The sequence below is a fragment of the Deltaproteobacteria bacterium genome, assembly GCA_023382265.1.
GTDB lineage: Bacteria > JAMCPX01 > JAMCPX01 > JAMCPX01 > JAMCPX01 > JAMCPX01.
Genome location: JAMCPX010000007.1, coordinates 45,618 through 69,372, shown reverse-complemented (window position 1 = coordinate 69,372; position 23,755 = coordinate 45,618). Strand labels below are relative to the sequence as shown.

Sequence of the window (23,755 nt, the reverse complement as noted above, 5' to 3'; positions counted from 1 at the left end):
GGGTAAAAAAAGATGCCCTCTCCGGGGTTATGAAAGCACTTAAAGAAGAAGAACCTTTTAAATTTAATCAGCTTCTTGATATAGCAGGTATAGATTTCCTTAATCAAACACCGAGATTCAGGGTTGTTTACATACTCCTCTCAACGATAAAAAATCATAGACTCAACATTGAGATAGATATTGATGAAGCGGATACAATAGAAAGCGTCACAGGTGTATGGATTGGGGCAGACTGGTTTGAAAGGGAGCTGTATGATATGTTTGGTATCAAGATTACAGGGCATCCCAACATGAAAAAGATATTGATGCCGGAGGATTTCGAAGGACATCCGCTCAGAAAGGACTTCCCTGTAAGAGGGTTAGAATCCCCTGAAACACGTTATGCTCCATGGGATAAAAGAAGAACAAGGGAGTATTGATGTTTACCTTCAATAGAAAAAGAAAAGATACAATGATTCTTAACATGGGGCCATCCCATAATGCCACCCACGGAACATTGAGAGTAGTGTTAGAACTTGAAGGTGAGATTATTGTTAATTCGGAGCTTGAGATAGGCTATCTTCATCGCGGTACAGAAAAGATGGCCGAATATAGAACATACCATGGTTTTATCCCTTTAACAGATAGGCTCAACTATGTATCGCCAATAATGAACAATATCTCTTATACGCTTGCTGTAGAAAAGCTGCTTGGCATAGAGGTGCCTAAACGCACACGGTATATAAGGGTCATAATGAATGAACTCTCGAGGATTTCCGATCATCTTGTAGCAATAGGAACCAATGTTGTGGATATAGGTGCTCTTACTAACTACTTTTACTTTTTCAAGGAAAGGGAAAGGATATACGATGTAATAGAGAGAAACGTAGGAGCAAGGCTTACAACAGCCTTTACAAGGATTGGAGGACTTGCAAGAGATGTAGAGGATGACTTTGTCCCAATGGTTAGGAATCTATTAAAAGAGATTCCTAAATCCATAAATGATGTTGACAAACTCATAACAAAAAACAGGATCTTTATGGACAGAACCATAGATGTAGGTGCAGTAACAACAGAGCGCGCACTTGATTGGGGCTTTACAGGCCCAACTTTAAGAGCAACAGGTCTTGCATGGGATTTAAGGAAGTCTCAGCCATACTCAAGTTATGAGGATTTTACATTCGATATACCAACAGGAGAAAACGGGGATACTTATGACAGATATCTTGTAAGGATGGAAGAGATGAGGCAGAGCTTGAGGATTATCGAACAGGCTATAAATAAATTACCCGACGGACCTGTTAATGTTGATGACCCTCATATAACACTGCCGCCAAAGGAACAGGTTTATAATACAATGGAAGGTCTTATACATCACTTCATGCTTATCATGTATGGAATTAAGGCAAAGCCTGGTTATGTATATTTCGGTACAGAGGCAGCAAACGGGGAGCTTGGTTTTTATATAGTGAGTGATGGCGGGCAGTATCCATACAGGATTAAGATAAGACCGCCATGTTTTGCAATATTTCAGGCATTTCCTGAAATGATCAAGGGACACCTGATATCGGATGCGGTTGCAATACTCGGGAGCCTTAATATCGTAGCAGGGGAGCTTGACAGATGATCAGGTTTTCACAGGCAGCGTTGAAAAAGGTGGATGAACTAAGGAGTAAATATTCTACCAAGGAGGCATGCCTCTTACCTATTCTTCATTTAGCACAGAAAGAATTCGGATATGTTTCTTTAGAGGCAATGGAGTATATTGCTGAATTAATTGATATTTCGCCTGCAAAGGTATACGGAGTTGCAACTTTTTATATAATGTATAACCGGAAACCCATAGGTAAGTATCATATACAGGTATGTAAAAACATTTCGTGTAACCTTTCAGGCTCGGAAGATGTATTTAAAGAGATCAAATCTATATTAAAAATAGATAAGGGTGAGACAACCAAGGATAACATGTTCACCCTATCTGCCGTGGAATGTCTTGGTGCGTGTGGATTCGGGCCTGTTGTACAGATCAACGATGATTATCATGAACAGATTACAAAGGATAAAATAAGAGAGATTATTGAGGAGCTTAAGAAGAAATAATGGAGCAGATATTATTTAAACATGTAGAAGGTTCAAGGCTAACCGATATATCGAATTATTTAGCAATAGGTGGCTATGAGTCTGCAAAAAAGGCATTAACATCAATGACCCCTGATCAGGTTATAGAAGAGGTTAAGAAGTCGGGCGTTAGAGGCAGGGGTGGAGCAGGGTTCCCTGCCGGGATGAAATGGAGCTTTGTACCAAAGGATTTTAAAGGACCAAGATACCTGTGTTGTAATGCTGATGAAAGTGAGCCTGGTACATTTAAGGATAGGGAGATTATAGAGAAGAATCCGCATCTGTTGATAGAAGGTATGATCATAGCAAGCTATGCGATTAATTCAGAGCTTTCATATATATATATAAGGGGTGAGTTTGCAAAAGGTGCAGCGATACTGGAATCTGCCGTAGCGCAGGCAAGACAGCACGGCATGCTTGGTGAGGGATTATTTGGAACAAACTATAGGTTAGATATTATTGTTCACAGAGGTGCCGGTGCCTATGTATGCGGTGAGGAAACAGGTTTAATTGAATCCATAGAAGGCAAACGCGGAAACCCAAGGGTTAGACCGCCATTCCCTGCTGTTGTTGGTGTATTTAAAAAACCAACAGTTGTTAACAACGTAGAAACCCTTGCATCCGTTCCATCCATTATAAAAAAAGGCAGCCAATGGTATGCATCTATAGGTTTTCCCCCGAAAAACACAGGCACAAAACTTTACGGTATAAGCGGACATGTTAAAAAGCCGGGTGTGTATGAACTACCCATGAGCACATCTCTAAGGGAAATAATATATAATTATGCAGGAGGAATAAGGGATGACAAAAAATTAAAGGGTGTTATCCCTGGCGGTTCATCTACGCCGGTTCTATTGCCCGAAGAGATAGATGTAAAAATGGATTTCGATTCTTTGCCGCAGATAGGCTCAATGTTAGGATCTGGTGCCGTTATTGTGATGGATGAGAGTACCTGTATGGTAAAACAATCACTCATACTTGCCGATTTTTATGCGGATGAGTCATGCGGTCAGTGCACTCCGTGCAGGGAGGGAACCGTCTGGATGAAGAAGATCCTTGATAGGCTTGAGCATGGTGAAGGCAGACAGGGGGATATAGAACTGCTTGAAAGGGTTTCTAATAACATTATGGGTAATACCTTATGTCCTCTTGGTGATGCAGCAGCGATGATGATGCTTGGGTTTCTGAAAAAGTTTAAACAAGAATTTCATACGCACGTGAGTGCAAAAAAATGTCCACTGAGCAAGGAATGAATTTATGCCTATATTTGAAATAGACGGTAAAAAAATAACTGCAGAACAGGGTGCTACGGTGCTTGAGGCGGCAAGAGCTAATGGAATTGAGATTCCCCATTTCTGCTATCATGAATCCTTTCAGAGCGGCGGGTTGTGCAGGATGTGTCTTGTAGAGATTGAAAAAATGCCAAAGCTGCAAACCTCCTGTACCACGGTTGCAACGGAAGGGATGGTTGTAAAAACAACAACAGAGCGTGTAAAAGAGGCAAGAAAGGCTATACTTGAATTTATATTAACAAACCATCCTCTTGACTGTCCCGATTGCGATCAAGCGGGTGAATGTGTCCTTCAGGATTACACTCATAAATATGGGCCTGATAAGAGCAGTTTTATAGAACCAAAAGAGCTTAGGGACCATATTGAACTAAGCGAGCACATAGCTTATGATCCGGAAAGATGCATTATGTGTGAGAGATGTGTAAGATACTACAGGGAGATTGTTGGGACAGAAGAATTGGCTGTAATGTACAGGGGTACAAGCTCTGAGATAACAACTTTTCCGGGCAAGCAGTTGACCTATGGTTATATAGGGAACATAGCCGATATCTGTCCTGTAGGTGCATTAACAACAAGAGATTTCAGATTTAATGAGAGGGTATTCAATTTAAGGACAACAGAAACGATCTGTCCATTGTGTGAGGCAGGCTGCCCGATATACGTTGATGCAAAGATGTTTACGGTTTACAGGGTGAGGTCGAGGAATCCAAAGATCACAACCATACATACCCATCCCAATAGGGATGTTGCGGCTATCTATCCGGATCCGCTTATAAATGCGATACTAAGGAGTGGATTTATATGTGATGATGGCAGATTTAACTATAAAAAGATGATCCAGTTCCGTGTGATTGATGAACCCGTAAACAGGTTTGAACCGAAAAAAAATGCATGGAACGAATTACTCGGTTTTGTAGCTGAAAAAATAAAAGACAGCGGACACGGTGTTTCAGGCATTATTTCGCCTTATGCTACAAATGAAGAGGCATATGCGTTCATGCATCTTTTAAAATATACAGGAGCATTATCTATAGGTATAATAAACTTCTCGGAAGCAAAAGAATTTGGCATGGACAAACAAAACCTTAAACTGCGTAAAGGTGTTCAGGCACCAAATGTGAGAGGTGTTAAAGAGGTTGCAAACTGGTACGGCATTAAGCTAATTGATATTGAGGATGTTTTAAAATCAAAGCCCAGTCTTATATATATACTTGGTCCAGTATTTGATCAGCTTGATAAATATGGAGATGCTGTTGCTGCAATGCCGTTTGTGATTGTTGAAGACTTCAAAAGCTCGGAATGGATGGAAAAAGCGCACGTGATTTTACCTGGGGTAAATTTTGCACAAAAAGATGGAACTTATACAAATAAAGATGGTATGGTTCAAAGGTTGAAAAAGGCTGTAAATGAATCAAAACATTCAATGAATGACCTCGATATCCTTAACAGCATTGTGTACAACATTATGGGTAAGGGGCTTGGCAGCTTTGATCAGGTTTTAAAAACAATGGTTGATACTATACCCTTTTTCAAGGATGTGAAAGCAGAAGAGCTCTCAAAAGAACTTTATCTTAAAAAAGCAGCCGGCAGGTTATGGTAAATTATACAACAATTATAATATACACAGTAATGATCCTTATAGTGTTTGGTGTACTTATAAGCACGGTTGCATTGTTGACACTTGCAGAAAGAAGGATAAGCGCTTTTATTCAGGATAGGTACGGTCCGAACAGGGTTGGACCTTATGGATTGTTACAGCCAGTTGCGGATGGAGTTAAGTTCCTGATGAAAGAAGATGTAGTACCGGCTGAAGTGAACAGGTTTCTCTTTATCGTTGCACCGATTTTGATCATAGTTCCAGCGATACTTACATTCGCGGTTGTTCCATTTGGCGGGAATTTAACGCTGTTTGGTAAAACTATACATCTCCAGATTGCAGATTTTAATGTCGGCATACTTTATATATTTGCAGTTGCCGGCATCGGGATATTCGGAATCATAATGGGAGGCTGGTCGTCAAACAACAAGTTTTCTTTACTTGGCGGGCTCAGATCGGCATCTCAATTTATAAGCTACGAAATTGCAATGGGGCTATCTGTGATAGGGATAATAATGGTTTACGGCTCATTACAATTGAATAAAATTGCCCAGTATCAGGGTAATCTGTGGTTTGGTGTAATTCCGAAATGGGGTATATTGGTTCAGCCGCTTGGATTTATACTTTTTATTGTAAGCGTTTTTGCGGAGACAAACAGAGTCCCGTTTGATCTGCCGGAAGCCGAATCAGAACTTGTTGGCGGGTATCATACAGAGTATTCAAGTATGAAGTTTGCTTTCTTTTTTATGGGTGAATATGCAAACATAATTACAGCATCAGCCTTGCTTGCAACACTCTACTTTGGCGGATACCAGGTACCTTATCTTCACAGCATAGGCTTTATTTTCCCAAAGCTCGGGATTTTATATATGCCGAACTGGATTGTGGCGATACTCCGGATTTTGTCATTCGTCGTGAAGACAGTATTTTTCCTGTTCTTATTCCTGTGGATAAGATGGACACTGCCGAGATTCAGATTTGATCAATTAACAGCGCTTGGCTGGAAACTATTAATCCCGCTTGCACTTTTAAACATCGTTATAACAGCCGTTCTTATGATGTTGAGGGTTATTTAGATATGGTAAATCAGACAGATAAAAAAAGATATAAATTTAAGGAAGCCGTTTATCTCATTGAGATTATAAAGGGACTTGGTGTTACAATTACACACTTCTTCAGAAGAAAGAAATTTGCAATAAACTATCCCGAAGAGAGACTTGAAATTAGAGGACAGAGAAGAAGCATAATAAAGGTAATGGATAAGGATGCTCAGGAGTTCGTTGAAAGGATAGAACTTACAACGGATTTTAGAGGCAAGCACGCTCTTGTTGTAGACGGAGATCTCGGACGATGCGTTGCGTGCAAGATGTGCGAAACTGTATGTCCTTTTTTTGCGATATATATTGAGCCGGAAGAATCCCCGGATCCGAGAAAAGAGAGAAGCCCAAAAATTTTTGAGGTTGATCTTACAAGATGTGCATACTGTGGATACTGTGTTGAAGCGTGTCCCGAGAATGCAATAATCATGACAGATTTTTATAGTCTTGTGGCGGAACAGCGGCCAAAGTTAGTTCTGCAAAAAACCGACCTGAGGATGGTGGCAAAATGATAGGTACCGTTTTAATGTATATTCTGTCGGTGCTGCTGATCTTATCCTATCTGTATGCCATTCTATCTACCAATCCTCTTTACAGTACTCTCTCAATGGGTGTTTCTTTCTTTTTAACCGCTTTTGTTTTTATCCTGCTTGATGCACCATTTTTAGCCGCCGTTCAGATCATAGTGTATGTTGGAGCGATGCTTATTCTATTCCTCTTTGTTATAATGATGTTTAATTTAAGGAAATCTGATCACGCATTTATTAAATTTAAACCTGCCTCTATAGCGTCTTATCTTATAATAATGCTTATAGCGGTAATAGGGTTCTACATGGCACGGGCCGTCTTTAAGATGCCCGAGGGTTTTGTGATAAGTGGATTCGGCTCTGCACAGAATATCGGGTTTAGCCTGCTTAAATATTATCTTTTACCTTTTGAACTTGCATCATTTGTGCTGCTTGTGGGTATATTTGGCGCACTTACATTTATAAAAAAGAAGAGGGATCAATGAGTTATCAGATGCTCGTTATTTTAAGTTTCATCCTTTTCGTAATAGGGATGATAGGTGTTGCAATGCGCAGGAATATTATCATTATGCTTGTTTCTCTTGAGCTCATGCTTAATGCCGTAAACATCCTGTTTGTATCTGTATCAAAGTACCTGCACACACTGGACGGACAGATATTTGTAATAATGGTGATAACCATTGCGGCAGCAGAAACAGCAATAGCCCTGGCGCTTCTTGTAAGGATTTATAAAACATCCGGCATGCTGAAAATCGACGATCTAAAGCAGTTAAAATGGTAATACAATGGAACTGAACATTATAAGATATATTTTGATATTCCCGCTCCTCGGGTTTGTAATAAACGGCATGATCGGCAAAAGGCTCGGCAATAAGGCTGTTTCATGGGTCGCCAGTACAGCCATTCTGTTGAGCTTTTTAACCTCGTCTTACCTGTTCTTTATTCTATTGGGTATGCCTGCCGAGCAGAGGCTTTTGGTTGATCATGTTTATACATGGATAAATGCAGGCTCACTTACTATTGATTTTAAACTTATGTTTGATCAACTCAGTTCAGTGATGGCACTTGTTGTAACTGGGGTTGGGTTCTTGATTCATGTATATTCTGTGGGTTACATGCATGAGGACAAGGGATACGCAAGGTACTTTGCATACCTGAACTTGTTTATGTTCTCAATGCTGCTTCTTGTCCTATCGTCAAATATCGTACTCATGTTTGTCGGATGGGAGGGGGTGGGTTTATGCTCATACCTGTTAATAGGATTCTGGTATGAAAAAGACTCTGCAGCCAATGCGGGTAAAAAGGCATTTATAACAAACAGGGTTGGAGACTATGGATTTCTATTGGGTTTATTTTTGCTTGCATCGGCGTTTGCATCAAAGGGCATTTATACATTTGATTTTAGAACAATGCAAGCACACATAAACCTTATCTCACCTCAGATATTAACGATCGTGGGTATACTCTTATTTTTTGGTGCAACCGGGAAGTCTGCACAGCTGCCTCTCTATGTGTGGCTGCCGGATGCGATGGAAGGCCCTACGCCTGTGAGTGCATTGATCCATGCAGCAACAATGGTAACGGCGGGTGTTTATATGATAGCAAGAATGAACTTTTTGTATCAGCTTGCTCCTTTTGCTCTTGAAGTAGTCGCTGTGGTGGGCGGATTAACAGCACTCTATGCAGCAACCATAGGGCTTGTCCAGAATGATATAAAACGCGTACTTGCATATTCTACGATTAGCCAGATCGGATATATGTTTATTGGTGTAGGTGTAGGTGCGTTTAGCGCAGGGATATTCCATCTTATGACACATGCATTTTTTAAGGCATTACTCTTTCTCGGAGCAGGCAGTGTGATCCACGCCATGTCCGGTGAACAGGATATGAGAAAGATGGGCGGTCTAAAAAACAAAATCCCAGTTACCCATGCAGCATTTCTTGCAGCAGCCCTTGCAATATCGGGTATCCCCGGTCTTTCGGGATTTTTCAGTAAAGACAGTATACTATCGGCAGCTTATACATCAGGGCACACTGTGGTCTGGGCACTTGGATTCATAACAGCACTTTTAACGGCCTTTTACATATTCAGGCTTGTTTATATGACATTCTATGGAGAGAGCAGGGCTGATCACCATGTACAGGAACATATTCATGAATCGCCGGGGATCATGACAATACCTTTAATCGTCCTTGCCGTTCTTTCCGTTATAGGCGGGTATATTGGCATACCCCCGCTCCTCGGGCATATTTTTGGATGGAACAACTCTGATCTCTTCGCCAATTATCTTGCACCGGTATTCAATAATGCAGCGGTACCTGAAGCGGGTGTATCAATAGAATCATTCCTTATGATTGGCTCTATTATCATGGCTTTTGCAGGATTATTTATGGCATGGTTTATATACATTAAGACAAAAGGAGATACCGCAAAGAAGATCGCACAAGGCTCGGACGGTTTATACACTTTGCTGTTAAACAAATACTATGTCGATGAGATATACAATGCAATTATTATACAGCCCATGATGTGGTTATCGGAAAATATTCTATGGAGGTTCTTCGATGTATGGATCGTGGACGGTACTGTAAATGGCTCAGCTGCGATTACAAAATGGACATCTTCAAAACTAAAAAAGATTCAGACAGGTGATTTCCAGATATACGTACTCGTATTTTTGGTTGGTGTTTTTGCATTGTTTGCATACTTTGTGTTGAGGTAGGATGATATGGAATTGAAGTCTCATATACTTACGATAATAATTTTCTTACCGCTGATCGGAGCAATAGCCGGTGCAATAATAAATGGCAAAACAATGATAAGGTGGTATGCCCTGATAATATCGCTTGTCAATTTTATATTGTCTTTATTCCTTGTACATTGGTTTAATCCGGCACAGATAGGACTCCAGCTTGTGGAGAGACACTCATGGATAGGTGCGTATAATATAAACTATCATGTCGGTGTAGACGGCTTAAGTCTTTTATTGTTGTTACTGACAACCTTTCTTACGCCGATTGTTATACTTGGATCATGGTCTTACATAAAAAACAGAGAAAAGGAGTATTACCTCTGGTTTTTAGTACTTGAAACAGGCATGCTTGGTGTCTTTGCAGCATTTGATCTCATACTCTTCTATATGTTCTGGGAGGCAATGCTTATACCGATGTACTTGATAATTGGTATATGGGGAGGTCCGAGAAGGATATACGCTGCAGTAAAGTTCTTTATCTATACCATGTTTGGCAGTTTGTTGATGCTTATAGCGATAATCTATCTATACTATGCATACGGAAGGCAGACGGGTATTTATACATTTGATATAATAAAACTGTATGGATTAAACCTGCCTCTCAGTGTTCAGGTATGGTTGTTTGCCGCATTCGCTCTTTCTTTCGCGATCAAGGTGCCAATGTTTCCATTCCACACATGGCTGCCGGATGCGCATGTTGAAGCACCGACAGGCGGCAGTGTTATACTTGCGGGTGTTTTACTTAAGATGGGAACCTATGGTTATATGAGGCTTGCAATGCCCTTGTTCCCGCAGGCAGCAGCCATATTCCTGCCGTACATAGCAATACTCGCCATTATAGGAATTATTTATGGTGCGCTTGTTGCTATGATGCAGACTGACATAAAAAAACTTGTTGCATACTCCTCTGTTAGTCATCTTGGATTTGTCATGCTTGGGCTTGTTGCCCTTAATATGCAGAGCGTTGATGGAGCCGTGTTGCAGATGATAAATCATGGACTTTCAACAGGGGCATTGTTCTTGCTCGTGGGTATGATATATGAGCGCAGGCACACGAGAGAGATATCGGAGTTCGGCGGTATTGCAAAAGTAATGCCCGTGTTTGCCACAATCTTTATGATTGTAACCTTATCATCCATCGGGTTGCCCGGATTGAATGGTTTCGTGGGCGAGTTTCTGATACTCATCGGATCATTTCTCGATAAGCCTGTTTATGCTGTATTTGCAGGCACTGGTGTTGTGCTTGGCGCTGTTTATATGTTAAGAACATATCAAAAAGTTTTCTTTGGTAAGATAAAGAATGAAAAAAACGAAGGGCTGAAGGATTTGGGTATAAGGGAGATTATAGTTATGCTTCCTATCCTCGTAATGATTGTATGGATTGGCGTTTATCCGAAGCCATTTTTAAAAATTATAAACAATGCAAGCAGGTCTTATATTGAGTATGTCAAACCAAAACCATTTGCTCAACCACTGCAGATTCAGAATCAGCAAGTGATTCAACCGGTACCGGTTCAGCCTCCACAGATCAGGATGCAGGAGAGGATGAAATAAAATGATGGGACAAATGAATCTTACTGCCATCCTTCCGGAACTTGTTATTGTAGTAACGCTTTTTATAGTTTCCATGTTTGACGCTTTTACAGAGGGCAGAAAATTAGCTGTAGGTATAATAGCCGTGCTCGGCATATTAACGGGTATGGGGACTTCCATATATCTCTGGGGTAATAAGATTATGGGATTTTCAAACATGATCGCTATTGATGAGTTTTCTCTTATACTATTTATGATTGTTATGCTGTCTGGTGTTATAACGATATTAGTTTCATTGGATTATGTGGATAGGTTTGAGCCCGACGGCGGCCATTTTTACATCCTTATCTTAAGTGCAATTCTCGGGATGATGTTTATAATTTCTGCGACAAACATGATCGTTCTTGTCCTCGGGCTTGAGCTTATGAGTTTTTCTGTGTATCCTCTTGTTGGTTTTACAAGGGATAGAAGTGCAAGCCTTGAAGGCTCAATGAAATATCTTCTTCTTGGAGCTTATGCAACAGCATTTTTATTATACGGTATAGCACTTGTTTATAGCGTACTGGGTACCACCAATCTTTATCTTATTGCAAAGTCTCTTACCGCAAGACAGGATTTGATGACCAACATCATCATGATGGGCGGCATTACATTCATATTAATAGGTCTAGGATTCAAGGTTGCGGTCGTTCCATTCCACGCATGGGCACCCGATGCCTATGAAGGTGCTCCTGCACCTGTTACAGGGTTTATGGCAACCGCTGTAAAGACCGCGAGTTTTGCGGCAATTATAAAACTTGTGATCATAGTGTTCAATGTTTATAAAGTACCAGTATCGGATGCACTATGGGTTTTAAGTGCATTGACAATGCTTGTGGGTAATGTTGTTGCAATCTCACAAAAGAATGTAAAACGTATGCTGGCATATTCAAGCATTGCACATGCAGGGTATATTGTGGTTGGACTTGTCTCCGGCAGTGTTTACGGGATGTCGGCAGCCATATTTTATCTTATTGCATATACGTTTACAACAACGGGTGCATTTGCAATTGTTACATACCTTGAAAAGAAGGATGGGACGGGTAATGAGCTTTCCGATTACAGTGGTCTTTCAAAAACGCATCCGGTAATTAGTCTTATGATGGCTATCTTCCTTTTATCACTTTCAGGAATACCTCCTACAGCAGGGTTTCTGGCAAAATTCTACGTATTCAGTGCGGCCATAAGTAACGGTTATATCGGGCTCGCAATCTTTGGTATATTTACAAGCATAATATCGCTTTACTATTATTTGCGGGTCGTTTATGCAATGTATTTTGAAGAACCGGAGATTCAGACACAGACTCCGGTACCGGCAGGCATATCGATAGGCATAATTATAGCAATATGGGGTGTTTTTCAATTTGGCATATTGCCTTCTGAACTGATACATATTGCAGTCCAATCTATAAATTCGTTGTTAAGATAATAACCCCGGGTTATTTATGATCTTGCAGCCTGTCATACCAAGTGTGGTAGCACCTTCTAATATGCCGCTGTCAGCAGTTTTTGAAACGGCAAGCGTCTTAAATTCATTCGTATGGATGTGTGCATCCTTTCCTATGGGAGTACTTGCATGCAATGTGGGTATAATATAAGAAAGATTACCTATATCGGACGACCCCATTCCTTCGCAGGGATCAGTCCGGGTCTTTTTTAGCCCAAGCTCTTTAAGCACATCATCATAAACCCTAACAAGTGCGTTATTTATTTTGAAGGGATACTGTGTGTAACCCTGTTCTATAATATTATATTTTGTACCTGTTGCAAGTCCAGCGCCCTTTACAGCCGTCCTTACATGCTCCATAAGCTCATCAAGCTCTTTAAGATCTTTAGCCCTTACATAATAATAAGCTTCCGCAAAATCGGGTATTATGTTTGGTGCCGTACCTCCGCGTGTGATTATGAAATTTGCATGCATGTAAGGTTTAAACATAGAACGTTTTGCATTGATATTGTTTATTGTTAGGATAAGGGCGGACAGCGCATCTTTACCCTGCTCCGGATACGAAGCAGCATGTGCGGACTTTCCTTTAAAACTTATCTTTACCTTTTTGAGTGCAAGCATGCATCTAAAGCTCATGCGTTTTGTTGAAGCATGGCTCATAATAGCGGCATCAAAAGGCTTAAAAATCCCATGCCTTATAAGCTCTGGTTTTCCGAATCCTATTTCCTCTGCAGGCGTGCCTATAACAGCAATCGTACATTTATCCTTGTTTACCGATTTTGACAATGCAACAGCAGCACCAGCGCTTATACAGGCATTAACATTATGACCGCATGCGTGGCCCAGTTCGGGCAATGCATCCATTTCTGAAAGGTATGCTATTGCAGGATGTGGCTTATGCCCGTAAGTTGCGATAAATGATGTGTTAATGCCGCCGATAGACTTTTTTATGTTAAATCCATGTGCGCTCAGGTAATCGCATATCGCATCTCTTGTTCGAAACTCCTCAAGTGCAATCTCAGGATGAGACCATATATCATGAGAAAGGTTTATGAGTGATGGTTTTAATGATTTAACAATATCTTTAATGGTAGTCTTCAAGGTTAAAGTCCTCTGCATTAAATACGGGTCCTTCTTTACATACCCTTATTGTATTTCCCTTCATATCAAAGATAGTACATCCTAGGCATACGCCGAACCCGCACGCCATACGGGATTCGAGTGATACGTAACAAGCCGATTTATGCCTTTTTGCGATATGCTTTACGTTATAAAGCATCGGCATTGGACCGCATGCAAACACAGTGCTGCTGTATTCTATTGTTTTATCGAGGAGTGAGGTTACAGTGCCGTGATAATTATATGAGCCGTCATCCGTTGCAATCAAGGGATCAAAAATTTTAAGATCCTCAAGCATAACAAGCTCTTTCTTTGTTATCGCTCCATATAATAATTTAAACGGTTTTTTATCTTTCTTTAACTTCCGGGCAAGTGAATATACAGAAGCAATACCGGCGCCTCCTGCTACGATGATAGGATGTCTCCCTGTGTTAACGGGAAACCCATTCCCGAATGGTCCTGTAAGGTAAATGAAATCATTTTTTTTTAAATTTGCAATTAACCCTGTACCTCTTCCACGAATCTTTATGAGAAATTCGTATATGTTTTTATGCGCCCGCATAATACTAAATGGTCTCAAAAGCAGCGGATCATAAGTATCGGATACCTTAAGCATGACAAACTGCCCGGGTATAAATTTAAACACATCCTCTACTTTTATGGATAAAAGCAAGTAATCGGACGCAAGGGTTTTGATAGAAGCAACAATGCCTGTATGAGTTTTTTTCATAGCAGCTTTGTCATAAGTAATGCGTCCTCGCGGTTATCGGAATAATAGCCCCTTCGGACACCCGTAACCTTAAAACCTTTTTTAATATAAAGTGTCAATGCGGGTAGGTTGGATCTTCTCACTTCAAGGTACGCCGTTTTACAGCCACGAGCTTTAGCATTATAAATGGTTGACTCGAGCAGTACATCGCCTATACCGTATCTCCTGAACTCAGGACTTACCGCTATGTTTAATATGTGCAACTCATCAATAACGAGCCAGTTGATGATAAATCCGGTAACAGTACGGTCTGTTTCCTTTAATGCTATGAGGTTAAATGCATGCCTGTCTTCAAGAGATTGCCTTAATACGTTCAAAGACCATGGATCGTCGTAAGAGTGTCTTTCAACCATCCAGATGTCTGTCAGATCATCTATTGTTGCCTCTCTTGTTATTGTGGACAATATATTTTTTAAAAATTCTTTTTCTACTACCATCTTACCAATGCAGAAGCCCATGTAAAACCTGCACCGAATGATACGATGCATACAAGCAGACCCGGCTTTAACCTGCCATCTTTAAGTGCATCGTAGAGGCATAACGGGATTGTTGCTGCAGTTGTGTTACCATACTTTTGTATATTATGCACTATCTTTTCAGGCGGTATGCCGAGCATATTTCCTATATATTCGTTGATCCTCATGTTTGCCTGATGAGGAACAAGTAAGTCTATATCGGAAAGCTGATAACCGTTTGCATTCAATGCCTCCATAATCACCTCCGGCATCCTCGTTACTGCATGCTTGTACACGTTCCGTCCATTCATTTTAGGATAATGCCTGCCTTCCTCAAGCATCTCTTTTGTTAATCTTGGATGTAGAACACTTGCCGGCGCTTCAACCCATAACTCTTTGGCATACCTGCCTTCTGAATGAAGGTGCGTTGATAGTATGCCTTTATTCTCATCTTCCTCCGGTCCAACTACTACCGCACCTGCACCATCACCGAATAAGACTGAAACATCCCTGCCCCTCGTGGCTAATTCTATACCTGTTGAGTGCACCTCTGAACCTATTACAAGTATCTTTTTGTACATGCCTGTTTTTATAAATTGATCCGCCACAGATAACCCGTATATAAATCCGGTGCATTGGTTTCTTATGTCGAGTGCGCCTATTGTATCAATACCAAGTATATCCTGAACAAGCACACCAGAGCCCGGGAAATTATAATCCGGACTTAATGTTGCAAATATAATGAAGTCTATTTCCTCCTTTTTTATGCCTGCATTTTTTATCGCCTCTTCTGCTGCGATAGCGCCCATTTTTGCAGCGCCTTCGCCTTCTGCAGCGAAATGGCGTTCTTCAATACCCGTCCTCTGTCTTATCCATTCGTCTGTTGTATCCATAAACTTTTCAAGATCAAAATTTGTTACCACCTTTTCAGGCAGGTATACTCCAACCCCCAGTATTCGAGATCTTTTCATTTTATCTAAACCTCCCTTTCAAGTATTATGATATCCGCATCAGGCAGCATGTTAACTGCTTCCCTGAATGCCGTTTTAACATCCACTGATGAAATATTATCCCACAGTAATTTTAATGTGTAATCCTTTTTTTCTATATAAGTATATTCAAGCATTGTGTATGCTATTGTGTTTATCATTGTCTGAACTTTTGCTTCTATTCCGTAAAGAACCGGCAGTACATGCATAAACTTATAAACGGATAAGGTGTTTAAGGTCTGCATAAGGTCTTTCGTAAGTGCGGCTAATATCTTTTGATTAAAGTTTTCTTTTTTACCGAGTCCGTATAAAAGCACCTTTCTTGGCGGTACACATGTGTGCTGAGAATAAATTAAAAGCCTGTCTTTTCTTTCGCCAGAGAATTTCTTGCTTTCCACCTGCCTTGAGATCTCACCCGAGATCTCCCAATCAATTATACCCGCACACCCGTGCACCGGAGCAATGCTCTCGAACATGCATACCGCAATCATTTCACCCGATTGCTTTTCCAATGAATTGTCAAGGTCTACTGTAAGGCTCATTACTATCTTTTCAGCTCTCTTGCCACTTTGTCGAGAACTGCATTAATAAATGAGAACGAGTCCTTTGTGCCATATTTTTTTGCTATCTCAACAGCCTCGTTTATTATAACTTTAATAGGTGTGACAGGCTCATACAAGAGTTCGCTTATCGCAAGCCTGAGAATATTCCTATCCACAACAGCAATTCTACCGATAGCCCAATTTTTAAGATATTTTGATATGTATTGATCTATCGTATTTATATTTGCTGCAATTTTTAGAATCGTATCATTGGTTGCCGGTGTCCAATTATTCATCATTGCAAGCTGTTTTACAGATGATTCTGAATAGTCATTTATAAGGTCGATATTGTACAGTGCCTTCAGGATTTCTTCTCGATCTTGTCTTTTACCCATTGTTTGTCCATTATCCTCATCAGATTTGCAAGTTCCACTGCACTCATAGCAGCCTCGTATCCTTTGTTACCCTGTTTTGTTCCCGCTCTTTCTATTGCTTCTTCGATGGTTTCGGTCGTTAAAATTCCAAATACGATGGGAAAGCCGAGCTCTAATGATGCGTTTGCTATACCTTTTGTAACCTCCGATGCAATATACTCATAGTGAGAGGTGCCGCCTTTTATGATTGCACCAAGCGCTAATACCGCATTTAAATTCTGTTTTGCAAGCTGTTTGGCTATCATGGGTATCTCAAAAGAGCCGGGTACTCTTACAATTGTAATATCCTCTTCTCCAACACCAACTTTTTTTAATGCATCGAGTGCGCCGTCCACAAGCCTGTCTGTGATAAAGTGATTAAATCTGCTTGTTACTATACCAATCCTTAGACCCTCACCCTTCAGATGTCCTTCAATTATCTTCATTTTACCTCCTATTTTAAATGCAGGATGTGCCCCATCTTATCCTGTTTTGTTTTTAAGTATCGAGCGTTTATATTGTTAGGCGTTATTTCAATTGGAACCCTCTCCACGACCTCAAGTCCGTATCCTGCTATTGCGTGAAGTTTCTTAGGATTATTCGTCATGAGCCTCATCTTTTTTACACCAATATCTGCAAGTATCTGGGCACCTATGCCATAGTCTCTTAGATCCGCCGGGAATCCGAGCGCATGATTAGCCTCTACCGTATCAAAACCTTGATCCTGTAGTGAATAAGTCATTATCTTATTGGCAAGCCCTATTCCCCTGCCTTCCTGTCTCAGATAAAGGATTACACCTCTGCCTTCTTTTTCTATCATTTTCATGGCTTCGTGCAGCTGGCTGCCGCAATCGCACCTTTTTGAGCCAAACACATCACCTGTTAAACATTCCGAGTGCACCCTTACAAGCACGGGCTCCTGGGGATCTATGTTTCCTTTTATAAGTGCGATATGCTGGTTATAATCAAGGTCATTCTCATAGACAATAGCTTTAAATTCGCCGCCGTATTCTGTTGGTATATTAGCCTCTGAAACCCTTTTAACAAGTCTTTCCTGTGTCATTCTGTAATGTATAAGCTTCTCAATAGTTACAATGCCGATCCCGTGATCGTTTGAAAATTTTTCGAGATCAGGCATCCTTGCCATTGTTCCATCGTCCTTCATGATCTCGCAAATCACAGCAGCAGGCTTTAAACCTGCGAGCCTTGCAAGATCAACAGAGCCTTCTGTTTGACCTGCCCTTACAAGAACGCCGCCTTTTTTGTACATCAATGGAAACACATGCCCTGGCCTGACAAGGTCATACGGTTTTGTTTTATCATCAATAACAACCTGTATTGTTTTTGCCCGGTCATAAGCCGATATCCCTGTTGTAACGTCTTCTTTTGCATCGATAGATACTGTAAATGCTGTGCCGTACTTTGATGTATTATCATTAACCATTAAAGGCAGGTTCAGCTCATTAAGCCTGTCCTCTGTCAATGAAAGGCATATAAGTCCTCTGCCATAGATTGCCATAAAACTGATTATCTCGGGTGTTGCTTTTTCCGCTGCGATACACAGATCTCCTTCATTTTCCCTGTTCTCATCATCAACAAGGATGACCATTTTTCCGTTTTTAATATCATCTATAGCCTTTTCAATACTAGTTATCGGCATTATGCAAAACCTCTTTCCTTTAAAAAATCTTCTGTTATTTTGGAACGTTTCTTAATATTTAATATACTATCAATATATTTTGCAATTACATCAAATTCAATATTTACCCGTTCTTTAACATGCCTTTTATTCAGGTTTGTATGCTCATAGGTGTATGGTATAACGGCGATTGTGAACATTGTACCGCTAACATTATATGGTGTCACACTTATGCCGTCAATTGCAATAAACCCTTTATCCACAAGATATGGGGAAATCCTTTTCAAGGCAAAGGTAAAAGAATGATGCTTCCCTGACTCCTTAATATTTATAATATCTGCTGTCGTATCGATATGTCCCTGGACAAGGTGGCCATGTAATCTGTCGGAAAGCCTTTTGGGTAACTCCACATTAACCATATCATATGGTCTGATTATACCGAAGCCTGCCGTCTTAATCGTTTCTGGAGATAGTTCAAAGGTGTATGTTGATTTGTTGATCGATACAAGTGTAAGGCATGCTCCATTTATAGAAATACTGTCCCCTGCGTGTGTCTCTGAAAGGTTTTTGATATTGACCTTTATAAATCCGCTGCTATCAATATCTTCAACAATGCCGGTATGTTCAATTAAACCTGTAAACATCGTTATAGCTTGCCAAGTTTTTTCAAGGTGCCCATTGCAGCTATCTGCTCTGCTTCTTTTTTATTCCTGGCTTCACCGTGTGCCATGTCTTCATTGTTAATTACAACAGCGACATTATAAATCTTAATACCCTTTACAACAGTTTCGTTTATGGTTTTATATTCAGGGGGTTCCTTATAAAGCTCTTGAACAATATTATTTAACTTTGATTTAAAATCCCACTCAGGTCTCGCATAGATATGTTTTATGTCTTTTTCAAACACGGTCTTTATAAACCTGTATGCCGGTTCAAATCCCATATCAATATATATAGCTCCTACCAGTGATTCAAAGATATCCGCAAGCAGAACATCACTGTTTGCAAAGCCGTTTCTCTTTTCTCTTGCGCCGACCTTTACATATTCAGCCAGACCCAATTTTCTTGCCTTTAAAGCAAGACTTCTCATCTGAATCAATGTATCTTTATAATAAGTTAGTTTGCCTTCATTTTCATGCCTGTAACCTGTGTATAATAGATCCGATATGATAAGTCCCAATACTGCATCACCAAGAAACTCCATTCTTTCATAATTTTCGTATTCCGATGCTGTATTTGAAGACTTATGGGTAAGTGCTTTTTTTATATGACCGTAATCATTAAATCGTTTATACGTTAGATGTTCAATTTGCCTTAATAGATTGGCAATATCTTTATCAACACTTTTCTGCGCCTTTGTTTTTACAAGCTTTTTTATAAACTTCAGCAAGCCGGACTCTTTTTTTGCAGTCATTTCGCCTGGGTACCTCTTATAAGCCGTTTATTTCATGTATATTGTCTAACAATTTGTCATGCATGGTTCTTCAACTTTTTTATTATACTGTATGTCATATATATTATTATAATAAAGATAATACCATAAATAACATAATTTGCATACTCATAATCCTGTACATATGTGTAATAAAATTTACCGAGATAGGATATTACAAGAACAACCGTGCATGCCCATATTATTGCACCTGTAGCATTATAAATAAAAAATCTTTTAAAATCCATCAGAGACAAACCCGCGAATGGTCCTGCAAATATCCTTACACCAGCTATAAATCTTGCAAAAAAAACTGTTGCGCCGCCATATTTTTTGAAGAATTTTTCCGTTGAACCCACTGCTTTGTTAATGTATTGAAATTTTAAAGATAATCTATTCACAAGTCTTCTGCCGCCAATTCTACCCAACCAGTAGCCGATGTTATCTCCGATTACAGCACCGGCAGCACCGCTTATAATAACAAGATACGGATTTAACCTTCCGGATACGGCAAGTATGGCTGATGCAACCATGATAGTTTCACCCGGTACAGGTACACCCATATTCTCTATCATTACACCTAAACCTATAAACACGTAAGACCATGGATACAATGTTTGAAGCATATAATCTAAATCGTTCATCATTATTGTAACTTTATACGATATATATAGGTTTAATGCTATACATCTCTACTGAACAGCCTTTTCATGATTACTTTTTTAGACTTGATTAATTGCTCTCTTTTAGGTACATTACTTCTGCCTACCAGTTTTTTACTATAACTTCAAAAGGCATTTTTACGCGTTTTTCTGCTCTACAGTTTATAAACCGGTTAGCATTTATCTCCTGTATTTTATACCCCTTATAAAGTTGTTTAATGAATTTTGTATTGGAATTAGAAAGCATTACATAACATCCGCGTTTATCAAGTTTACTATAGATATCCGAGAGCTCCTCTTGATCATGTTTGTTAAAATCCTCTCTCGTATATTTGGTAAAAGAAGACGTGTTGTTCAATGGATGATACGGAGGATCGAGGTAAACAAAATCCCGTTCTCGTGCGTTTAAAAGAACTTTTCTGAAATCCTGGTTCAGTATCTTCACATTAGCCGAATTCAGATAAACAGAGACGGTAAATAGATTCTCTTTATCTACTATGTTTGGTCTCTCGTATTCTCCGAAAGGTACATTAAATTCACCTTTTGAGTTCTCTCTGTACAACCCGTTAAAACATGTTTTATTCAAATAGATGAATCTGCTCGTTTTGATGATATCAGATCTGTATGCTTTCTTGGCTCTTATAGCGTAAAAGTATTCTTTTTCATTCTTATGTTTACTTAAACTTTTTATTAGTTTGTTAACATGTGTTTTTATGGTTTTATATGCAATTATAAGTTCAGAATTGATATCGGATATGATGGCATTCTCCGGCATCAAAGCGAACAATAATGCACCTCCCCCGATAAATGGTTCAATATATGTTCCGAACGTATCGGGACTATTCTCCAGGAGTATATCTATAATCTGCCTTTTACCTCCTGCCCATTTTACAAATGGTTTTGGATTGATAATCTCTCCCATTTTTTACACAAACGTACAATAAGCAAACATATTTTTATCTTATATTTTTAAGTGCATTACCGAGATCAGATATATATCCAGTGCAGAAAAGAAAAGCATAATCCCGCTAACGCCGATGTTTGTTTCGTAAAAAGCCTTTTCAACCTTTAAAAAATCATCCGGTCTAACAAGGCTATGCTCGTATATGAACAGGAGCACTACAAACATTACTCCAATAAAATAAAAGATGTGCATTGGATAAATCAAACCGAAAATAATCAAACATAAAACCATGAGCACATGAAAAAGCCTTGAGAGAAAGATACCCCTTTTAACGCCAAAGATTACTGGTATTGAAAACAGGTGTTCTTTTTTGTCAAATTCGAGATCCATCAAAGAGTAAAGCACATCAAATCCTCCAACCCATAGTACAACGGCAAGGCTCAAAATCATGATACTAACAGGCAGGTTGCCTCTTATTGCAATCCACGCACCCGCGGGTGCCATTGCATCAATAAAGCCAAGCACAAAGTGGCTAAACCACGTAAACCTTTTCAGGAACGAATATGCCAGCGTAACAGCCAAAGCGGGGAAGCTTAAAATAAAACTCAATGTGTTTAATTTGTAAGCGGAAAAGATAAAGATGCCGGCGCTGATTATTGCGAGTATGACGGCGAACAGCCTTGAAACAAGTCCCTTCGGTATGGCCCTATTGAGTGTTCTTGGGTTCTTTGCATCAATGTAAGCGTCAATGACCCTGTTTAAGAGCATTGCAATCGTTCTTGCGGCCGTAAGTGCAATGAATATCCATACCAATTGATGCAATGTCGGGAAACCCCCGGCAGCAAGCAGCATTGTTATCAAGGCAAAAGGCAAAGCAAATAAAGTATGCTCGAATTTGATCATCTCAAGTATGATCTTTAACTTCTTAATAAGCATAGACGGATAAGCGGATAATTTTGCAGACAAAGTAGTAATTCTCTCCTCCTCTCGCGGCATCACAATTTTATTGTTTAAAAAATCTCATACGGTAAGCCCGGATCATTATCCAAATAATTGAATAAATTTTTTCGCAGATCTCTCCGGGTCAGGAGCACCAGCAATAGCCGATATAACCGCCATGCCGTGCAAATCAAGTCCTTTTAATGCTGGAATTTTATCCATTGTTATTCCGCCTATGGCAACGACAGGACAGGTTGTAGCATTTATGATCTTTGCCAGTCCCTCAAGCCCTATACTTAGTGCATCCTCTTTTGTTGTTGTTGGATACACAGCACCTGCACCGAGATAATCGGCACCGTTTGTTTGTGCTATTATTGCCTCTTGTTCAGTTCTTACCGATACACCTATAATCTTTCCATCCATGTACCGTTTTACCACTTCAATTGGCATATCATCCTGGCCTATATGAATACCGTCTGCATCAACGGCAAGGGCTATATCCATTCTATCATTTATTATGAATAAAGCACCGTAAGCAATGCACAGCTCTTTTATTCTTTTAGCTTCTTTGTATTGAATCCGCGTGTCGGCGTGTTTTTCTCTATACTGGATGACCTTTACACCCGCCTTTAATAAATACACGGCTGTTTGTTCATGGGTGTAACCGAAATCCCTTGATGTAATACCGTAAATGCCGGGCGGTATTTGTGGTTTGTTGCCCCTCACTTTATCTTTACCTTTGCAAGTTTATATGCATCTTCATCAAGTATTGATATTGCATCGATTAGTGCAGGCATAAAACCACCAGGAAGTTTTGACTTTGTCACTGCCTTTTCACCTGCTATCTCAAATGATACGAGTCCTTGTATAGAAGCTGTAAAATAATCATTATTAATAGCCATAAATGATGCAATAATAGATCCGAGCATACAACCGGCACCGGTTATTTTCTGAAACATATCCGTACCGTTACTTATAACCGCTGTTTTTTTGCCGTCGGACACATAGTCATCTTTTCCTGTTACAACGGCAATAAGTCCATATTTACTTGCAAGTGCAGATGCAATGTCTGGACTTGCCGATGTTGTAGAATCAACACCTTTTACCTTTACATCTTCACCTGCGAGCGACTGCATCTCACCTCCATTGCCTTTAAGCACATTAACCTTTACTTCTTTTAATATCCGGTTGGCGGTTTGTGTTCTGTATATAGTTGCTCCGGCACCAACAGGATCAAGCAGCACAGGAACGTGCGATCTATTAGCCATTTTACCTGCCATGATCATTGCTTCGATCCACTCATCACTCAGTGTACCTATATTCAGGTAAAGCACCTGGGCAATTGATGCCATATCCTCTACCTCCGGCTTTGCATGAGCCATTACAGGGGATGCCCCGAGTGCAAGTGTTATATTGGCACTGACGTTCATGACAACATAGTTTGTTATGTGGTGCACAAGCGGTTTTGTTTTTCTGATCTTTAAAAGGTCATCATAATATTGAACCATTA

General features: G+C 40.0%; 27 protein-coding genes. 12 read left to right on the top strand and 15 right to left on the bottom strand.

The genetic code is table 11. The features are described from left to right. Window positions 1-29 precede the first annotated feature (29 nt). From M1381_01230 to M1381_01175, 12 genes are read left to right on the top strand one after another with little or no spacing between them, the layout of a single operon-like run. Window positions 30-419, top strand: a complete 390-nt coding sequence (locus M1381_01230) for an NADH-quinone oxidoreductase subunit C (GenBank protein ID MCL4477711.1) — start codon at window positions 30-32, stop codon at window positions 417-419. Next, window positions 419-1,606, top strand: a complete 1,188-nt coding sequence (gene nuoD / locus M1381_01225; protein ID MCL4477710.1) for an NADH dehydrogenase (quinone) subunit D — start codon at window positions 419-421, stop codon at window positions 1,604-1,606. The genes M1381_01230 and nuoD overlap by 1 nt, the downstream gene beginning before the upstream one ends. After that, window positions 1,603-2,079, top strand: coding sequence for an NADH-quinone oxidoreductase subunit NuoE (gene nuoE, locus M1381_01220; protein ID MCL4477709.1), 477 nt, complete (start codon window positions 1,603-1,605; stop codon window positions 2,077-2,079). Before nuoD ends, nuoE begins: the two co-directional genes overlap by 4 nt. Further along, entirely contained in the window at window positions 2,079-3,350 is a 1,272-nt protein-coding gene (gene nuoF, locus M1381_01215; protein MCL4477708.1) for an NADH-quinone oxidoreductase subunit NuoF, read from the top strand. The genes nuoE and nuoF overlap by 1 nt, the downstream gene beginning before the upstream one ends. A gap of 4 nt (window positions 3,351-3,354) precedes the next feature. After that, a complete protein-coding gene (locus tag M1381_01210; protein MCL4477707.1) occupies window positions 3,355-4,989 on the top strand; it encodes a 2Fe-2S iron-sulfur cluster-binding protein in 1,635 nt (544 codons plus the stop codon). Then, entirely contained in the window at window positions 4,983-6,062 is a 1,080-nt protein-coding gene (gene nuoH, locus M1381_01205) for an NADH-quinone oxidoreductase subunit NuoH (protein MCL4477706.1), read from the top strand. Before M1381_01210 ends, nuoH begins: the two co-directional genes overlap by 7 nt. A gap of 2 nt (window positions 6,063-6,064) precedes the next feature. Next, a complete protein-coding gene (locus tag M1381_01200; protein ID MCL4477705.1) occupies window positions 6,065-6,595 on the top strand; it encodes an NADH-quinone oxidoreductase subunit I in 531 nt (176 codons plus the stop codon). Further along, on the top strand, window positions 6,592-7,095 hold the full coding sequence (locus tag M1381_01195; protein MCL4477704.1) for an NADH-quinone oxidoreductase subunit J: 504 nt from the start codon (window positions 6,592-6,594) through the stop codon (window positions 7,093-7,095). Before M1381_01200 ends, M1381_01195 begins: the two co-directional genes overlap by 4 nt. After that, window positions 7,092-7,391, top strand: a complete 300-nt coding sequence (gene nuoK / locus M1381_01190; protein ID MCL4477703.1) for an NADH-quinone oxidoreductase subunit NuoK — start codon at window positions 7,092-7,094, stop codon at window positions 7,389-7,391. Before M1381_01195 ends, nuoK begins: the two co-directional genes overlap by 4 nt. A 4-nt stretch (window positions 7,392-7,395) precedes the next feature. Beyond that, window positions 7,396-9,333, top strand: a complete 1,938-nt coding sequence (nuoL, locus tag M1381_01185; protein ID MCL4477702.1) for an NADH-quinone oxidoreductase subunit L — start codon at window positions 7,396-7,398, stop codon at window positions 9,331-9,333. 6 nt (window positions 9,334-9,339) lie between these two features. Beyond that, entirely contained in the window at window positions 9,340-10,917 is a 1,578-nt protein-coding gene (locus M1381_01180) for an NADH-quinone oxidoreductase subunit M (protein ID MCL4477701.1), read from the top strand. A 1-nt stretch (window position 10,918) separates the two neighbouring features. Further along, complete coding sequence (locus tag M1381_01175) at window positions 10,919-12,364, top strand: NADH-quinone oxidoreductase subunit N (GenBank protein ID MCL4477700.1); 1,446 nt, start codon at window positions 10,919-10,921, stop codon at window positions 12,362-12,364. Here the strand turns inward: M1381_01175 and M1381_01170 are convergent. The 15 genes from M1381_01170 to thiM form a co-directional block, all read right to left on the bottom strand. Next, the gene (locus M1381_01170) at window positions 12,356-13,501 is read right to left on the bottom strand and encodes an amidohydrolase (GenBank protein MCL4477699.1); all 1,146 of its coding nucleotides are present in this window, start codon (window positions 13,499-13,501) and stop codon (window positions 12,356-12,358) included. The genes M1381_01175 and M1381_01170 overlap by 9 nt on opposite strands. Further along, the gene (locus M1381_01165; GenBank protein ID MCL4477698.1) at window positions 13,467-14,231 is read right to left on the bottom strand and encodes a dihydroorotate dehydrogenase electron transfer subunit; all 765 of its coding nucleotides are present in this window, start codon (window positions 14,229-14,231) and stop codon (window positions 13,467-13,469) included. The genes M1381_01170 and M1381_01165 overlap by 35 nt, the downstream gene beginning before the upstream one ends. Further along, window positions 14,228-14,707: a ribosomal protein S18-alanine N-acetyltransferase gene (gene rimI, locus M1381_01160; GenBank protein ID MCL4477697.1), complete on the bottom strand. Its 480-nt coding sequence runs from the start codon at window positions 14,705-14,707 to the stop codon at window positions 14,228-14,230. Before rimI ends, M1381_01165 begins: the two co-directional genes overlap by 4 nt. Continuing rightward, window positions 14,701-15,696: a ketoacyl-ACP synthase III gene (locus M1381_01155; protein MCL4477696.1), complete on the bottom strand. Its 996-nt coding sequence runs from the start codon at window positions 15,694-15,696 to the stop codon at window positions 14,701-14,703. Before M1381_01155 ends, rimI begins: the two co-directional genes overlap by 7 nt. Window positions 15,697-15,701: 5 nt before the next feature. Then, a complete protein-coding gene (locus M1381_01150) occupies window positions 15,702-16,256 on the bottom strand; it encodes a hypothetical protein (GenBank protein ID MCL4477695.1) in 555 nt (184 codons plus the stop codon). Window positions 16,257-16,258: 2 nt separating this feature from the next. Beyond that, window positions 16,259-16,651 (bottom strand): transcription antitermination factor NusB, encoded by a 393-nt coding sequence (gene nusB / locus M1381_01145; GenBank protein ID MCL4477694.1) that lies wholly within the window; start codon window positions 16,649-16,651, stop codon window positions 16,259-16,261. Further along, window positions 16,618-17,115, bottom strand: a complete 498-nt coding sequence (ribE, locus tag M1381_01140; protein ID MCL4477693.1) for a 6,7-dimethyl-8-ribityllumazine synthase — start codon at window positions 17,113-17,115, stop codon at window positions 16,618-16,620. The genes nusB and ribE overlap by 34 nt, the downstream gene beginning before the upstream one ends. Before the next feature lie 8 nt (window positions 17,116-17,123). After that, on the bottom strand, window positions 17,124-18,329 hold the full coding sequence (locus tag M1381_01135) for a bifunctional 3,4-dihydroxy-2-butanone-4-phosphate synthase/GTP cyclohydrolase II (protein ID MCL4477692.1): 1,206 nt from the start codon (window positions 18,327-18,329) through the stop codon (window positions 17,124-17,126). Next, entirely contained in the window at window positions 18,329-18,952 is a 624-nt protein-coding gene (locus M1381_01130; GenBank protein ID MCL4477691.1) for a riboflavin synthase, read from the bottom strand. The genes M1381_01135 and M1381_01130 overlap by 1 nt, the downstream gene beginning before the upstream one ends. A gap of 2 nt (window positions 18,953-18,954) precedes the next feature. Continuing rightward, window positions 18,955-19,722, bottom strand: a complete 768-nt coding sequence (rnc, locus tag M1381_01125) for a ribonuclease III (protein ID MCL4477690.1) — start codon at window positions 19,720-19,722, stop codon at window positions 18,955-18,957. 56 nt (window positions 19,723-19,778) lie between these two features. Further along, entirely contained in the window at window positions 19,779-20,387 is a 609-nt protein-coding gene (locus M1381_01120; protein MCL4477689.1) for a DedA family protein, read from the bottom strand. Window positions 20,388-20,505: 118 nt separating this feature from the next. Further along, entirely contained in the window at window positions 20,506-21,324 is an 819-nt protein-coding gene (locus tag M1381_01115) for a DNA adenine methylase (protein ID MCL4477688.1), read from the bottom strand. A gap of 39 nt (window positions 21,325-21,363) precedes the next feature. Continuing rightward, the gene (gene ubiA, locus M1381_01110) at window positions 21,364-22,272 is read right to left on the bottom strand and encodes a putative 4-hydroxybenzoate polyprenyltransferase (GenBank protein ID MCL4477687.1); all 909 of its coding nucleotides are present in this window, start codon (window positions 22,270-22,272) and stop codon (window positions 21,364-21,366) included. A gap of 75 nt (window positions 22,273-22,347) precedes the next feature. After that, a complete protein-coding gene (gene thiE, locus M1381_01105) occupies window positions 22,348-22,971 on the bottom strand; it encodes a thiamine phosphate synthase (protein ID MCL4477686.1) in 624 nt (207 codons plus the stop codon). Then, a complete protein-coding gene (gene thiM / locus M1381_01100; GenBank protein MCL4477685.1) occupies window positions 22,968-23,753 on the bottom strand; it encodes a hydroxyethylthiazole kinase in 786 nt (261 codons plus the stop codon). The genes thiE and thiM overlap by 4 nt, the downstream gene beginning before the upstream one ends. Window positions 23,754-23,755: the final 2 nt, after the last annotated feature.